The organism is Halopelagius inordinatus (assembly GCF_900113245.1).
In the GTDB taxonomy this organism is placed as follows: domain Archaea; phylum Halobacteriota; class Halobacteria; order Halobacteriales; family Haloferacaceae; genus Halopelagius; species Halopelagius inordinatus.
Genome location: NZ_FOOQ01000002.1, coordinates 848,722 through 864,290, shown reverse-complemented (window position 1 = coordinate 864,290; position 15,569 = coordinate 848,722). Strand labels below are relative to the sequence as shown.

16 protein-coding genes are annotated in these 15,569 nt (G+C 66.9%); 6 read left to right on the top strand and 10 right to left on the bottom strand.

Features of this window, described 5'->3' with window-relative positions:
* Positions 1–3: 3 nt before the first annotated feature.
* From BM167_RS12260 to BM167_RS12230, 7 genes are all read right to left on the bottom strand, one after another.
* Positions 4–321, bottom strand: coding sequence for a 30S ribosomal protein S24e (locus BM167_RS12260; RefSeq protein ID WP_092892849.1), 318 nt, complete (start codon positions 319–321; stop codon positions 4–6).
* A gap of 142 nt (positions 322–463) precedes the next feature.
* Positions 464–1,000: a GTP-dependent dephospho-CoA kinase family protein gene (locus BM167_RS12255; RefSeq protein WP_092892847.1), complete on the bottom strand. Its 537-nt coding sequence runs from the start codon at positions 998–1,000 to the stop codon at positions 464–466.
* A 12-nt stretch (positions 1,001–1,012) separates the two neighbouring features.
* Entirely contained in the window at positions 1,013–1,210 is a 198-nt protein-coding gene (gene spt4, locus BM167_RS12250; protein WP_092892845.1) for a transcription elongation factor subunit Spt4, read from the bottom strand.
* Entirely contained in the window at positions 1,211–1,789 is a 579-nt protein-coding gene (locus tag BM167_RS12245) for a DNA-directed RNA polymerase (RefSeq protein ID WP_092892843.1), read from the bottom strand.
* Positions 1,790–1,797: 8 nt separating this feature from the next.
* Positions 1,798–2,166: a type II toxin-antitoxin system VapC family toxin gene (locus BM167_RS12240; RefSeq protein WP_092893097.1), complete on the bottom strand. Its 369-nt coding sequence runs from the start codon at positions 2,164–2,166 to the stop codon at positions 1,798–1,800.
* Between the two features lie 48 nt (positions 2,167–2,214).
* Positions 2,215–3,444: a translation initiation factor IF-2 subunit gamma gene (locus tag BM167_RS12235; protein ID WP_177213349.1), complete on the bottom strand. Its 1,230-nt coding sequence runs from the start codon at positions 3,442–3,444 to the stop codon at positions 2,215–2,217.
* A gap of 173 nt (positions 3,445–3,617) precedes the next feature.
* Positions 3,618–4,400 (bottom strand): DUF6517 family protein, encoded by a 783-nt coding sequence (locus BM167_RS12230; protein ID WP_245781345.1) that lies wholly within the window; start codon positions 4,398–4,400, stop codon positions 3,618–3,620.
* 293 nt (positions 4,401–4,693) lie between these two features.
* On the opposite strand from BM167_RS12230, the gene BM167_RS12225 reads away from it, so the two are divergent.
* On the top strand, positions 4,694–5,677 hold the full coding sequence (locus tag BM167_RS12225; protein WP_092892837.1) for a DUF5787 family protein: 984 nt from the start codon (positions 4,694–4,696) through the stop codon (positions 5,675–5,677).
* A gap of 21 nt (positions 5,678–5,698) precedes the next feature.
* Here BM167_RS12225 and BM167_RS12220 read toward each other — a convergent pair whose 3' ends face one another.
* The 3 genes from BM167_RS12220 to BM167_RS12210 form a co-directional block, all read right to left on the bottom strand.
* Positions 5,699–6,523 carry an MBL fold metallo-hydrolase gene (locus BM167_RS12220; protein WP_092892835.1) on the bottom strand — a complete coding sequence of 275 codons (825 nt, stop codon included), beginning with the start codon at positions 6,521–6,523 and terminating at the stop codon, positions 5,699–5,701.
* Positions 6,524–6,582: 59 nt separating this feature from the next.
* Entirely contained in the window at positions 6,583–7,509 is a 927-nt protein-coding gene (locus BM167_RS12215; RefSeq protein ID WP_092892833.1) for a DMT family transporter, read from the bottom strand.
* A 94-nt stretch (positions 7,510–7,603) separates the two neighbouring features.
* Positions 7,604–8,995, bottom strand: a complete 1,392-nt coding sequence (locus BM167_RS12210; protein ID WP_092892831.1) for an ATP-binding protein — start codon at positions 8,993–8,995, stop codon at positions 7,604–7,606.
* 275 nt (positions 8,996–9,270) lie between these two features.
* Here BM167_RS12210 and nasA point away from each other — a divergent pair, with 275 nt between their 5' ends.
* The 5 genes from nasA (at position 9,271) to BM167_RS12190 (ending at position 15,557) form a co-directional block, all read left to right on the top strand.
* Positions 9,271–11,394 carry an assimilatory nitrate reductase NasA gene (nasA, locus tag BM167_RS12205; protein ID WP_092892829.1) on the top strand — a complete coding sequence of 708 codons (2,124 nt, stop codon included), beginning with the start codon at positions 9,271–9,273 and terminating at the stop codon, positions 11,392–11,394.
* Between the two features lie 75 nt (positions 11,395–11,469).
* Entirely contained in the window at positions 11,470–12,123 is a 654-nt protein-coding gene (locus BM167_RS12200; protein ID WP_092892827.1) for a molybdenum cofactor guanylyltransferase, read from the top strand.
* 313 nt (positions 12,124–12,436) lie between these two features.
* Complete coding sequence (locus BM167_RS12195) at positions 12,437–14,200, top strand: nitrite/sulfite reductase (RefSeq protein ID WP_092892825.1); 1,764 nt, start codon at positions 12,437–12,439, stop codon at positions 14,198–14,200.
* 4 nt (positions 14,201–14,204) lie between these two features.
* Entirely contained in the window at positions 14,205–14,360 is a 156-nt protein-coding gene (locus BM167_RS18535; protein ID WP_177213348.1) for a hypothetical protein, read from the top strand.
* A gap of 63 nt (positions 14,361–14,423) precedes the next feature.
* Positions 14,424–15,557, top strand: a complete 1,134-nt coding sequence (locus tag BM167_RS12190; protein WP_092892823.1) for a thiolase family protein — start codon at positions 14,424–14,426, stop codon at positions 15,555–15,557.
* The last annotated feature ends 12 nt before the right edge of the window (positions 15,558–15,569 follow it).

Sequence of the window (15,569 nt, the reverse complement as noted above, 5' to 3'; positions counted from 1 at the left end):
GAGTTAGGCCTCTTCGGCCTCTGCCTCGGCCTCTTCGGCGTCGGCAGCTATCTTGTTTCGGTCGAGCATGTAGTCTTGTTCGACGTCGCGCGCGAAGTCGGGCGAGTCGTAGACTTTCGCGTAGCCGACGGTCTTTCGCATGCCGAACTTCGTCGCGAGTTCGTGGACCACGACTTCGTCGGAATCTTTGTTCAGCTTCGCTGCGAGGCTGTCGCGGACCGACAGACGGGACGGCGAGGCTTCTTCGTGCACTATCTCGAAGCGAACGTCGCTCCGGTGTAACATCGGGTTCTCATCTTCAGAGATGACTTCGATTTCCATGGTTCAGTTGGGTTAAAATGCTCCCGAGGCAAGTAAAAGGATTTCGAAGGGACGAACAGACGCGGGCGGGCGTGGCCGTGGCTCCGACGCCGGCGTCCGGACGGCGACTCCGGTGCGGCGTTCGACCGCTTCGGGTCCGTCGCTACGGTTCGACGCCGAGAACGCGGAGGGCGGCGTCGGCGTCGCCCTCCATCCGGGCCAGCAACTCGCGCATCTCCCGTTTCGTTTCCTCGGTGACGGAGACGAGGACCATCCCCTCGTTCGGTTGCCCGTAGACGACGCTCGCGCCGACGGGCGCGGCGACGACTGCGGGAAGCGTCGCCAAATCCTCTTCGCCCTCGACGACGACGGTGACGGGCGCGTCGCCCCCGGCGAGTGCCGCTTCGAGGGCGGCCAGTAACTCCTCGCCGATGGTTCCGGCTTCGTTCGCCACCTCGACGGGGTCGTCGGGGTCGGCGACGGCGCGGCGAACCGTCTCGTCGACGGCTTCGCGCTTCGTCTTCCCGTCCACGACGGCCACGTCCGGGACGCGTCCGGCCTCGCGGAGGTGGTAGGTGACGACGTCGCCGACGGCGACTATCGGCGCTCCCGCGTCTTCGAGAAGCCGGTCCGCGCTGCGGTACACCGGCCCGAACGGGGTTTTGAACTCGTCGCGAAGGTCGCGAGGCAGCCGGAGCATCGTTCTTCGGCGTCAGCGAACCTTCAGCGCGTAGCCGCCGGGTTCGTTGACGTTCATCTCCTCTGCTATCTCGCTCTCTTCGGGGTGCGTGATGACGACGTACCCCGCCCAGTCTTCCGTGAGTGTGGTCGCGCCGCAACTCTCGCAGACGTTCGCGTCCGGTTGGTTGATGTAGTGGCACTCCCGGCAGGCGAGACGCGGCTTCGCCATCTAACTCCCCTCCGCTCCGGTGGCCGCCTCGTTTTTCTGACGGTCCTCTTCGAGCCAGCCGTGTTTGCCGAGTCCCGGCTGTTTCGCCGTGAGACCGATCTTCGAGTCGCGGGGGTTCCGCTCGTCGATGCTCTTCGTGACGATGCGGACCCGCACCGAGTCGCCGACGCCGAGCGTCCGCCCCGACTCCGTCGAGGCGAGCTGCTGGTTCTCGCCGTCGTAGGCGAGGTACTCGTCCGATATCTGCGAGACGTGCAGCAGTCCGTCGACCGGACCGATTCCGACGAACGCGCCGAACTCGACCACTTCGACGACCTCTCCGTCGACGACCTCCTGCATGTTGGGGTCGTAGGTGAGCGCGTCGAACTCTGCTTCGTAGTAGACGCCGGCGCGGCCGGGGAGGACCGTTCCCTCACCGATGTCGTGTACGTTCACGACGCTCACGACGCTGCCTACGTCTTCGTCCATCCGTCCTTCGAGCTTATCCTGCAGGAGTCGCTTGACCCGGTTCGGGGTCACGTCAGCGAGATGCTCCGGCGGGACCTCGACTGTGTCCTTGAGTCGTACCCGTTTGTACATCGTATTGGCTATGGTTCCGTTATTGCGAGTTTGTCCCGACCCCTTATACCGATTACTCGAACGCCGCGTTCGAGCAGTCGGTCCCGAAGGGGCTTGTCGTTCGTGACGACGTAGTCGCACCCGCGTTCTGCGAGTTCGACGACTGCGTCGTCGGCGTACTGTGCGTCGGTCGCTTCGACGCGACACCGGTCCGCGGCGAGGTCGGCGCCCACGCTGGCCGCCACGCCCTCTGTGCCGCCCCCGCGGGAGAGTTTCTCCAACTCCGCCGTGACTGCACGGGGGACGACGAGGTCGAGGTCGGCGGCGAGTATCCGGTCGAGTTCCTCGAACAGTCGCACGTCGAGTTCGACCGGTGCCATCAGTGCGTTCGTGTCCATGATGACCGTCGTCACGCCTCCCTCCGGGTCCGGGTCACGTCTCCGTCCTCACTTCAGCGTCCCGATGCCGATGAGCCGCCACCGCGCGCCGACGCGCCGGTTGATGGCTATCTTCGCGCCCTCTTGGGCGCAGACGGGACGCTTCAGCGACACTTCGGCTTCGCCGCTTCGCGCACTCGTGACGGCACCGACCGTGGTAGCCGTCCCCACAGTGAGCATGAGGGGTTCACCGGTGGAAATCTCTTCGACCGAATCCTCGTCTTCGCCGACGACTCTGTCGAGGAGTTCGACGTCCATCGTGAACTCCTCTCGCGTCGGCGGAAGCGTGCCGGGTTCGCCCGCGACCTGTCCCGCGAGGGCGTCGCCCTTCGTGAGACTCGGGTCGAGGCCGGTCCCGACGCCGCAGAGGCCGCCGGGCCGGACTTCGTCGACCGTCTGGCCGCCCGCCTGCAGCGAGCGAATCTCGGTCGTGATGGGCCGCCACTCGGTCTGGCCGCCCTCGTCGACTTCCCGCCCCGGGCGGAGTTCGAGTTCGTCGCCGTCCGAGAGTTTCCCGTCGACGACGGACCCGCCGATGACGCCGCCCGAAAGGTCCTCCCACGTCGTGCCCGGGCGGTTGATGTCGAACGACCGCGCGGTGAACATCCGCGCGTCCTCGCCCTCGTCGCGTTCGGGCGTGGGAATCTCCTCTTCTATCGTCTGGATGAGGAGGTCAACGTTGACGCCTTGCTGTGCGCTCGTCGGGACGATGGGGGCGTCTTCTGCGACCGTGCCCTTCACGAACTCTTGGATCTGTTCGTAGTTCTCGACGGCCCGGTCGCGGTCGACGAGGTCGACCTTGTTCTGGGCGATGACGATGTTCTCGATACCGATGATATCGAGCGCCATCAGGTGCTCTTCCGTCTGCGCTTGCGGCACGTCCTCCGTGGCCGACACCACGAGCACCGCACCGTCCATGATCGCTGCGCCCGACAGCATCGTCGCCATCAGGGTCTCGTGACCCGGTGCGTCGACGAACGACACCGTTCGCAGTATCTCCGTCTCGTTTCCTTCCTCGTCGGTCTCTTCGACCGTGTAGCACTCCGGTTCGTCCGCGCCGGGAATTCGGCGGAACGTCGCGTCCGCGTACCCGAGTCGGATGGAGATTCCGCGCTTCATCTCCTCCGAGTGCTGGTCGGTCCACGACCCCGACAACGCCTGTACGAGGGTCGTTTTGCCGTGGTCTACGTGACCGACGAGTCCGATGTTCACCTCCGGTTGTTGTGGATTTTGCGTCACCATTGACCTCTTGAAGTAATCTTGGGGAAGTTTCGCTCCGAACGCCTGATAAAGTTGCTGTTATAGTCGCGGGGCGGCCGCTATACGGCCCGTGACGTGTGAACTCCCCGCAGTAGGGAGTATCTGTCGTCTCCGTCGGCGCGGCGTGAACCCGCGGTTCGACGACGACGCGGTTACCGAACCCGCTTCATCAGGCCGAACAGTTCCTCGCGGTACGTCTCCGGGTCGAGGCCCAAATCCACGTCCACGGTCAGAGAGATGGCCTCCGAGGGCGTCTTCGTCACCTCCCGCGCGAAGTTCTCGGCGGGGTAGGCGCCACCCGTGACGAGGACGGAGTCGTCCCCTATCCACGCCGCGAGGTGGCCCGCGACGGGTATCTCGCCGCCGTCGATGGTTATCTTCCGGTCGCCGAACCCGACGGAGAAGCCGTCGAACGCGTACGCCGCCTCGAAGTTCGTCAGTCGCGCCTCCGCGCCCGACGCCGTCTCCATCGTCTCCTCGTCGACCCGTTCGACGCCCGTGAGGCCCGCCTGTTCCATGCGCGAGGTGAACGCCCGCCGCGATTGGCTCTCGACTCTGTCGAGGAGTTGCTGTCGCCCCGCGCCCGCCGGGAGACTCGTAATGTCGGGGTCGAACGTCGCCCGCGTGGCGAAGAACGTCGCGAGTTGCGCGTCCGCGCGACCCAACGTCTCGTCGGCTATCTCCGTCCGAAGCGTCGTGTCCTCGTACAGGAGCGTCCGCGTGGATGCGGTGAGCGTCACCGGTCCGACCGACTGCTCGAAGGCCGGGTCCTCCGTCACGTCGTCCATCTGCTCCCACCCGCCGTCGTCTATCCGGCCCTCGGGGACTCGCGGTGGCCGCCGCGCGGCACTCACCGTCGCCTCCTCGCCGGTACATCCGGCGAGTGCGGACGCCGCCGCAGTCGCCGCGAGTCCGAGATACGCCCGCCTCCTCACTCGATTCGTCTCCTCTGTCCCGTCTCGATTCGTTCGTGTCCGCTCGTTTCCGGGGTGCATCCGTCGGCGGAGGTGAGGCGTATTCACTAAAGTAGTTATTTTCTCCTATCCGACATCTCCCGGGCGATTGCAACCGACGCCGGGCCGCAGTCCGCGAGTTTCGGCGGTCGTTCCGGAGTGCCGAATTTCGTGACTGTCTCTCGGACGCCACCGGACTCTCGTGTCGTCTCCCCGTCATCATCTATCGGCGGTCCGGCGAGGCGCTTTTGTCCGCGCCGCACGGAGAGTCCCCCGTGTCAGTCTCGGACGACCGGACGCGGGAATTCGCCTTCGAAGTCGCGCTGTGCGCCCACCTCGAATCGGACGAAGAGTGGGTCCTCGGCCGACAACTCGGTTCCGCAGTCGTCGCTCCCGGCCGCCGCATCGCCGACATCTGCGCGGTCGTTCCGGGGCCGCGGTTCGACGAGCGAACGGCGATTACCGCCGACGCCATCCCCGGACGGGCGATAGAGAGCGACGTCGGCGTCGGGCGGGCGGTGTACTGGCGCGACGCGTTCGACTGCTCTCCCGAGGCGGCCCGAACCGCGGTCGAGAGAGCGGTCGAGAGCGGCTTCTTCGAGCGCGAACGCCGCGGGGCCCGCGAGTACGTGCGCCGGACGACACACTACCCGACCGAGTGGTTCTCCGGCCTCGTCGGGATAGAGAACAAGCCCGACTTGGACGCGCCGGGCGCACTCGAACGCCAACTGCGGACCGACGTGAGCCTCGGTCTCTTCGACCGCGTCGTCCTCGCCACCGAGAGTTACGTCACCCGCGCCCACCTGAACCGCCTGCCCGAGGAGGTGGGCGTCTGGCGGTTCGACCCCGAGACGGGCGACCGGACGGTCAGACGGGAGGCGACGCCCCTCCCGACGGACCGACCGGGCGTCGAACTCGTCGCGGAACGGCCGCTCCGGACGGACGTGGCGGTCGTCTCCCCAGACGAGAAGGCGCGCGCGCGACGCCGCGTCGCCGAACGCGCCTACGGGAAGGGCTGGCGGACGTACGACCTCCCGTCCTGCGTCCACGCCGACGCGACGGCCGACGGCAGACCGCGGTGTTCGGAGTTCGACCGCATCGTGGACCCCTCTCGGGAGTGCGGCGCAGACTGCGCGGCGCGCGAGGACGGGGACGCGCCCGACGTGGACGCCGCCGCCCTCCGAGACGCCCGGACCCCGTGGGTCGCAGACGCCGAGGGCGTCGCTCGACGGCAGAGCGGACTCGACCGGTTCGTCTGACACCCCCCGCGACGCTCTCGTTCAGAGGTCGTACGTCTCACCGTCCACCGCCAGCGGTTCTTCGAACGCCTCGTCGGACGGGTAGAAATGCGCGGTGTGGACGAGACGCGTCCGCGCCGCGTTCAGGTCGTCGGCCAACGCGAGTGCGCCCTCTCTCGTCATGTGTTTCGTCCCGAACGTGCGCGGGATACCCTCGTCGTCGTGATGTTTACCGCCGAGCGGGTGGTGTTCGCAGAGCGACGCCGGGACGATGGCGTCCGCGAGAAACAGGTCCGGGTCCCTGAGCGCGTTGCGGGACGCTTCGGGGACGGCGTAGTTCGTGTCGCCGGATATCGACAGTTTCGCGCCCGTCTCGGGGTCTTCGACCGCCAGCCCGTAGCAGAGAAGCGGCGGGTGGTCGACGGGAACGAGCGTCAACTCCAGCCCGCAGACGCGGAACGGCTCTAGGGGCGCGTGGTCGTGGACGCTCACCTGCTGTAGGTAGTCGTACTTGTCGGCGACGGTTTCGGCGACGCTCTCGCCGGTTTCGGGGTCCGTCTCGTCGGCCGCGTGAACCGGCAGACGGTCGAACACCCGGTAGGCGTTGCCGAGGCCGTCGATGTGGTCGAAGTGGACGTGCGTCACGACGCCCGCGTCCGGGAGCGGAACGTCGCGCGTCAGGAACTGGTGCCGGAAGTCGGGGCTGAAGTCCACCAGAAGCGACTCGTCGGTTCGCTCGTTCTCGACGTGGACGGAGAAGCGACTGCGTTCGACGCCGCGTTCGCGCGCCGACCGGCAGGTGTCGCAGTCGCACCCGACGGTCGGCGTTCCCGTCGTGTCGCCCGTGCCGAGGAGAGTGACCCGCATCGTCACGATGTACGTCTCCGCCGGTTGATAAGCGTAGTCGAAGCGCCTCGGCGCGGGAGTCAGTCGCCCGCCCGTCCGACCGCACCGGCCGTCTCGCTCACGAGGTCGGCTATCGCCCGCCGCTTCAGGACGACGAACCCCGCGAAGACGACGAGAAAGCCCGCGAGCGTCGCGAGCGTAACCGTCTCGCCGAGCACCGCGACGCCGACGACAGTCGCCACCACCGGGACGAGATACGCGACGAGCGACGTTTCGAGGGCGCCCTGCGTCTCCAACAGGTGAAAGTAGATGAAGAAGGCGGCGGCGGTGGCGAAGATACCGAGATACGCGACTGCGGCCCCCGTCTCGACGGTGGCCGGGAGCGCGAACGGTTCGCCGACGCCGATACTGGCCGCGTGGAGGAGTAGTCCGCCGACGAGCATCGACCACCCCGACAGCGCGGCGTTGTCCAGCGTCGGGCGCGCCCGTTGGATGAGGACGCCGCCCAACGCGACGCCCGCGACCTGTACGAGGATGAGCAGTCGCCCGACGACGCGGTCACCGAGGAGGTTCGCGGGGTCCGGGCGGACGATGAGAGCGACGCCGAGGAATCCGAGACCGATGCCGACGGCTCCCACCGGCGAGACGCGTTCTTCCGGCAGGAGTCCGAGCGCCCAGATGGACGTGGCGATGGGGATGAGACTCTGCATGATGGCGGCCACACCGCTCGGAACGGTCTGCTGGCCGACGAACAGGAACGCGTTCATCCCAACGAGGAACACGCCGCCCCCGAGGATGGCCGTGGCGTTCGCGCGGTCCGTCGGCCGCCACGTCGCACCGCTGAAGAGGGCGTAGCCCAACAGCAAGACCGCGCCGAGGTCGTACCGGAACGCCGCGAACAGCACCGGTTCGAGCGCTTCGAGACCGACCGAGATGGCCAGAAAGGAGAGACCCCAAAGCGTCGCGAGCGTTCCGAACAGGCCGACGGTGACGAAGCGGCGGTTCACGGACGACTAACCGCCCGCCGGACAATTAGTCGTCTCGGTTCGGCGGTGTCGCGCGGGTCCGTGCCGTCGAGAGAAAACGGCGAGTCGAGTCGCCTCAGTCGTGGTCGTGCCCTTCGTCGTGGTCGTGGTCGTGTCCCTCGTCGTCGTCGTGACCGCTGCCGTCGCCCGCGACCAACTGCTCGCCGTCCGACATCATGTTCATGTTCTTGAGGTTGTCGCGTTCCTCGAAATCCTCGACTGCGTCGATGATGTCCTCTTGGGTGAGCGACATCCGCTCTTCGGTGAGGGCTTCGAGGACGGCCTCTCGGAGCACCATCCGCAGGTCCGACCCGGTGAGTCCCTCGGTGCGGTCCGCGACGGCGTCGGGGTCGAACTCCGCGACGTCCATCCGCTTCGTGATGATGCGGAGGATGTCCGACCGCATCCCGCGGTCCGGCTTCGGGAAGTTCACGATTTCGTCGAAGCGACGCCACGCCGCGGAGTCCAGTTGGTCCGGGTGGTTGGTCGCGCCGATGAGGATGACCTCGTCGCGGATGAGCGAGATGTCGTCGATGCTCTTCAGCAGGGTGTTGACCGCGCGCTTGAGTGCGGCGTGTTCGTCGGACCGGCGGGTCTTCGCCACCGAGTCGAACTCGTCGATAAAGAGGATACACGGCGAGAGCCGTTTCGCCACCTCGAACGTCTTTTCGACGTTCTTCGCCGTCTCGCCGAGATACTGGCTCGTTATCATCGAGAGCTTCACCTCGACGAACGGGAGCCCGAGTTCGTGAGCGAGAGCGCGCGTGACGGTGGTCTTACCGGTCCCCGGCGGACCGACGAAGAGAATCTTCCCTATCTCGCGCAGGCCGATGTCCGCGAGGTACTCGCGGTGTTCGATGGCCTTCATCAGCTTTTGAATCTCGCCCTCTTGGTCCTGCGTGAGGACCAAGTCTTCGAGCGTCATCTCTATCTCTTCGGGCGCGCGGACCTGCACCAAGTCCAGCATCTCGGCGTCCTCTTCCTCGTCGAAGTACTGGTCGAGGAGGCTGTCTATCCAGACTCGGTCGGCCTGAATCGGCCGGGTGCGTTCGCGCGCCTCGGCGTGGGTGACGTCCACGTCGTCGCGGTCCTCCACGGTCGCCGCGATGGTTGGGTTCGTCTCCAACCGGTCGGGTTCGGCCCGTTCGAGATACCACTCCGTCGCCATCTCGGGCTGCGTCAGCGAGATGCGGCCGGAGAAGTCCTCTTTTTGGGTGAACATCAGGTCGGAAATCGCGTCCCACGGATGTTCCACGCCAGTTGCTTTTCTCGCCGTACTCTCGGTAACCACGAGCGGTCGCTCGATACCGATTGGGGCGTCTTCGTCCGTCTCGGCGTCATCTTCCGGTTCCGACCAGAACACCCGCCGATACCGCGGCGGCAGGTCGTTCTCGTCTAACCCCCGGTTTTCCCCGTAGAGATGAGCCGTGAGGAGAAATTCGACTACCTCGAGAGCCCGATTACTCATCCGTAAGAAGTTCCGTCCACGAACGCTTAAGACCGTCGAAGAGCCTTCGCCCTCGCCGCCGCGTCCGACGAACCGCCGTCGAGGACGCTCTCGGCACCTTATATCGGTTATACGTCACCAAGGTCTGACCCCCACTACCGAACAGTACACGGGCAACTTATCTGTTCAACGATTAGCGATTTATACTCGCATATGTCTCGTAATACTGTGAAACGGTGTATGTTCGAACAGGAGAACAGGGGAAGAGAGTCGAATACCCGCTGTGAGTGGTCGCAGTGGTGAGGCAGGTTTCGACCACGTGCATGCGGTGTGCGGTCGGGTGCGGCCACGTCCACAGGGAGAGAGCGGACGGCGCCGGCGTCGAATCGGTCCGCGGCGACCCCTCCCATCCGGTCAACCAGGGCCTCGCGTGCGGACGGGGTATCCGCGAGTCCGCGAACCCCGAGGGCAAGTGGTTGACCCGGCCGCACGTCCGGCGCGACGGCGAACTCGTCCCGACGACGTGGGAGAACGCCCTCTCTACCGTCGCGGTGCGCCTCCGAGAGGCCCGCGACGCCGACCCCGACGAGGTGGCGGTCCTCGGAAGCGGGCAACAGACGAACGAGGCGGCGTACGCCCTCGGGAAACTCGCCCGCGGTGGAATCGGGACCCGGATGTACGACGCTAACACGACGCTCTGCATGGCGAGCGCCGTCACGGCCTACTACAACGCGTTCGGAAGCGACGCGCCGCCGCCGACGTACGACGACGTTCCCGACGCCGACGTCCACGTCGTCTGGGGCGCGAACCCCGCCGTCGCCCACCCCGTGATGTTCCGGTGGATAGCCGACGCCGCCACCGACGGCGAACTCCTCGTCGTCGACCCCGTGGAGACGAAGACGGCCGGGTTCGCCGACGGCCACGTCCAACCCTCCCCGGGCGGCGACCTGGCCCTCGCGAAGGCGGTTCTCGCCCGACTGGTCGAGACCGACCGCGTCGACGAGGCGTTCGTCGCCGACAACGTCGAGGGGTTCGCGGAACTCCGCGCGTCGCTTCCGACCGTCGCCGCCGCCGCCGACGCCGCGGGCGTCGAAACCGGGGACGTCGACCGCCTCGCGGACGCCCTCGAAGACCGGACGCTCCTCTACTGGGGGATGGGAATCAACCAGAGCGTCCGCGGGACGGCGACGGCGGGCGCACTCGTCGACCTCTGTCTGGCCTCCGGCAACCTCGGCCCCGGGTCGGGACCGTTCTCGCTGACGGGACAGGCGAACTCGATGGGGACGCGCGTCTGCTCTTCGAAGGGGTCGTGGCCGGGACACCGTGACTTCGACGACCCCGAGGAACGGCGGGCGGTCGCCGAGGCGTGGGACGTCCCGGTCGAACGCCTCCCCGACGACCCCGGCCCCGGACCGGTCTCCATGCTCGATTCGGACCCCGCCGTCGTCTGGACCGTCGCGACGAACCCCGCGGTGGGGTTCCCCGACGCGAACCGGGTGCGAGAGGCCCTCGACGAGACGTTCCTCGTCGCGCAGGACGCCTTCCGGACGGAGACGACGGAACTGGCCGACGTGGTTCTCCCGGCGGCGACGTGGGGCGAACAGGGAGGGACGACGATGAACATGGAGCGAACCGTCTCGCGCGTCCGGGCGGCGACGGACCTGCCGACGGGCGTTCGAACCGACCTCGACATCGTCGCCTCGGTGGCCCGCCGCGTCTCGCCGGGTCTGCTCTCCGACCCGAGCGTCGACCCCGAGGCGGTGTTCGACGAGTTCCGAGCGCTCACGGCGGGGACGAAGGCCGACTGCGCCGGTATCTCCTACGACCGACTCGACGCGGAGGGCGCGGTTCGGTGGCCCGCGCCGACTCTCTCCTCATCGGGCGGATACCGCTACCGGACCGACGGCGGGTGGGCGTTCGAGACGCCGTCCTCGAAGGCGCGCGTCTCGACGCTGGCGTTCGACGCGCCGGACCTTCCGGAACCCGCGGACGACGACTTCCCGCTGGTTCTCACCACCGCCCGCGAGGAGGACGGATACAACACGGGGGTTCGGTCCAGAGAGGTGGCCGACCCGGACCCCCTCGAAATCCGCGCCGCGCCGCGGACGCTCGACGCTCACGCGGACGCACTCGACGAGGCTCCGAACGGCGATGACGCCGATTCGGACGCGGACGACGACCGCCCGACCACGCTCGTCGACTCCCGGCGCGGCACCGTCTCCGGGGTGGTCGAACCCGACGAAACGGTTCCGGAAGGGATGCTCTGGTGCAGTATCCACCACCCCGCGACGAACCGCCTCACCGTCCCCGCGGTGGACCCCCACTCGAAGGAGCCGAACTTCAAGCAGTGCGCCGTTCGCCTCCTCCACCCGACGCGAGAGTCGAGACGGACCGCCCTCTCCGCGGAGGCGGACGACTGATGCCGGTCGTTCGTCGGCGGTACCGGGGGAGACGCGCCTCCGAACGACCCCTCGACGGCGCGCGACGCACGACAGATGGCGCGTGAGGAGACTGCGGGCGCCCCCGACGCGCGGCGACTCGACGCGGGGACCGCCGGCATCGTTCTCGCGGGCGGCCGTTCGACGCGCTTCGACGGGGGCGACAAGGCTCTCGCATCGCTCGACGGCGTCCCACTCGTCGCCCGCGTCGCGGACACGCTCGAACCCCTCGTGGACCACCTCGTCGTCAACTGCCGGGAGGACCAACGCGACTCTCTCGCGGCGGCCCTCTCGGACGTCGCCGTCCCGGTGACGTTCGCGCCCGACCCCATGTCGGACCGCGGTCCGCTGTTCGGTCTGCGAACGGCGCTCAGAAACACCGACTGTCGGTACGCCGTCGCCGTCCCCTGCGACATGCCGGCGCTCACGACGACGTTCCTCGCTCACCTTCGCGCCCGCGCGCGAGGGTCGGTCGGGGCCGTCGTCCGGTGGAACGGGATGGTCGACCCGCTTCCGCTGGCGGTGCACGTCCGCGCCGGAGAGGTGGTCTGCACCGAGACGCTCCGAGACGGACGACACGACCTTCGGAGCCTCGTGTCCGCGCTATCGCCCGCCGTGGTCTCCGAATCGACCGCCGCCGCGCACGGCGCGCCGGGCATCCTCCGTGACGTGGACACGCGCGCCGACCTCGGGTCCGTCGCGCGCGAGTGAGGGGTCGATTCCCCCTCCCGTCTTTTTTCGCGCGTTCTCGCCGCACCGGAGCCCGGCGGCTCTCCGCGCGGAATAGTTAATCATCGTTCGTTATACCCGTTCGAAGATGTCAACTTTTGACTTCGAGAAGTGGAAGTAAACCACCTTATATTCTGCACTGGTGATTATAAATACGAAGAAGCCGGGAATATATGCTCATATGTTTTGTTTTTCAACGGTTAACACTATGTGCGTGGCTGCCACAGCCATCACCGACGAATGAACGTTCACACGCACACGCAACCGAAGGCGGAGACTCCGTCGGTGATTCGCGATGGCGCATAAGAAAGAAGCGTACAAAGAGGAGATGTACGGCGACGCCGTCCGCGAGAAGATTCTGGAGTTCGCGGAAGACGGCTGGGAGTCCATCCCGGAGGACGAACGCGAGGAGTGGTTCACCCGGTTCAAGTTCTGGGGTATCTTCCACCAGCGCACCGGGCAGGAGGGCTACTTCATGATGCGGTTGACGAACGCGGACGGCCGCCTGAAGCCGGACCAACTCCGCACGATAGCCGAGGTGGCCCGCGACTACGCGAGAGGCCCCGTCTCGAACCCCGAGTTCGGCAACGGCTGGATAGACCTGACGACCCGGCAGTCGGTCCAACTGCACTGGATTCGCCTCTCGGACGTGCCCGAGATATGGGAGACGTTGGAGTCCGTGGGCGTCTCGACGCGTTCGGCCGGGGGCGATACGATGCGCAACATCGTCGGCTGTCCGGTCGCCGGCAAGGACGCCGGTGAACTCGTGGACACGACGCCGCTTCTCGACCGGTTCCAAGAGGAACTTCGCGACGACGACGCTCTCGCGAACATGCCGCGGAAGTTCAACATCAGCGTCACCGGCTGTCACGAGGGCTGTGCCCAAGACAGCATCAACGACGTGGGCCTCGAACCCGCGCGCAAGGACGTCGAGGGAGAGACCGTCCTCGGCTACAACGTCCGCGTCGGCGGCGGACTCGGCAGCCGAGAACCCCGCGTCGCCCGCCCTCTCGACGTGTTCGTGGCGGACGAAGACGAGGCGTACGAGGTGGTCAGCGGGTTCGTACGACTCTACCACGACCACGGCGACAGAGACGTTCGCTCGAAGAACCGAGCGCGCTTCTTCGTGGACGACCGCGGCCCCGCGGAAATCCGCGACCTGTTGCAGGCCGAGTACGTCGATTTCGAACTCGAACGCGCCGGAGAGAGCCTCCGCGAGGAGTACACCTACAACGCGGGTCGGTCGCCGGACGAGGGGAAAGCCGACCACGTCGGCGTCCACGACCAAAACGACGGGCGGAACTACGTCGGCCTGAGCGTCCCCGTGGGACGCATGCCCGCCCGGGACGCGATAGCGCTCGCCGACCTCGCGGACGCGTACGGCTCCGGGGAGGTTCGACTCACTCGTCGGCAGAACCCCATCGTGGTGGACGTTCCGGACGACGAACTCGACGCTCTGCTCTCGGAACCGCTCTTGGAGACGTACACACCCGAGCCGACTCCGTTCACTCGCGGCGCGATGGCGTGTACGGGTACGGAGTTCTGTTCGCTGGCGCTGACGGAGACGAAAGCCCGGACGGCGCTTTTGCTCAGGTGGCTCACCGAGAACGTGAACCTCCCTGACGACGTAGAGACCATCAAGATTCACTACTCGGGCTGTACCGCCGACTGCGGGCAGGCCAACACCGCCGACATCGGCCTGTTCGGGATGCGCGCGCGCAAGGACGGTCAGATGGTCGAAGCGTTGGACATCGGCGTCGGCGGCGGCGTCGGCGAGGACCCCTCGTTCGTCGAGTGGGTTCGCCAACGCGTCCCCGCGGACGAGGTGCCCGGCGCGCTTCGAAACCTACTGGAAGCGTTCGCGGCCCACCGCGAGGACGGCCAGACGTTTCGCGAGTGGGTCGACGCGTTCGGCACCGAATCCATCGTCGAACTCGCCGAACCCGAGGAGACCGACTACCGAGACCCGTACATGTACGACGCCAAACAGGCGTGGTATCCGTTCGCCGACGACGAGGAGGTGTCGCCGGCCGACGCGACGGGGACGGCGGACGACTGAGACGGTGCCGGACGGGGAGTCGTCCGCGGCGAACGACGCCGCACCGGACCGGTCGGAGGCGACGCGAACCAGACAGCACGCCTCCGCCGACGTCGCGCCGGAACTGTTCGCCGTCGCGGACGCCCGAGGCGGCGTCCGCCGTGAAACCCCGGACACGTGAAACTCCGTGCGTTCTCCTTCGAGTTCTGCCCCATTTATGGCTACAGACGTTCGAACCGAGAGTATGCCTACGCCAGTCATCGCGGCCGCGTACCGAACCCCGTTCGGAAAGGCCGGCGGCGTCTTCGAAGACACGCGAAGCGAGGACCTTTCGGTCGCTCTTATCGACCACATACTGGAAGAGACCGGAGTAGAGAGCGCCGACGTGAACGACCTGATGTGGGGGGTCGCACAGCAACGCGGCGAACAGGACAACAACGTCGCGCGGGTCATCGCCCTCCTCTCGGAACTCGGCGAGGGCGTGCCCGCGACGAGCATCAACCGCTGGTGCGCCTCCTCGATGCAGTCTATCATCTCCGCGTCCGACGCCATCGCCGCGGGGAACCGCGAGTGCATCATCGCGGGCGGCGTCGAGAGCATGAGTCGCGTCCCGATGGACGGCGACTCCTACCAGCATCTCCACCCCGAACTGTCGGAGAAGTACAACATCTTCCAACTCCAGATGGGGATGACAGCGGAGAAGGTGGCAGAACAGAAGGGCGTCTCCCGCGACGAGCAAGACGAGTACGCCGTCCGGAGTCACCGTCGGGCGACGGAGGCGACCGAATCGGGTCGCTTCGACGACGAAATCGTCCCGATAGAGACCGAGGACGGCGTCGTCACCGACGACGAAGGAATCCGCCGCGACACCTCCGTCGAAGCGCTCGCGGACCTCTCGCCCGCGTTCACCGGCGACGGAACCGTCACCGCGGGCAACTCCTCGCAGATAACCGACGGCGCGGCGGCGGTTCTCGTCACGAGTCGGGAGTTCGCGGACGAAAACGGCTTAGACGTGCTCGCGGAGGTCGGAACGAACGCCGTCGCCGGGGTGGACCCGACGGTGATGGGTATCGGTCCGGTGCCGGCGACGCGGCAACTCCTCGAACGTAGCGGCCGCGATATCTCGGACTACGGTCTCGTCGAACTGAACGAGGCGTTCGCCAGTCAAGCCGTCTACGCCCGCGACGAACTCGGTATCGACGAAGACCGATACAACGTCAACGGCGGCGCGATAGCCCTCGGTCACCCCCTCGGCGCGTCCGGCGCGCGCCTCCCGGTGACGCTGATTCACGAGATGATAAAGCGCGACGAAGAGCGCGGACTCGCGACGCTCTGCGTCGGGTTCGGTCAGGGCGCGGCCATCGAATTCAGCCGCTGAGTCGGCTGAACC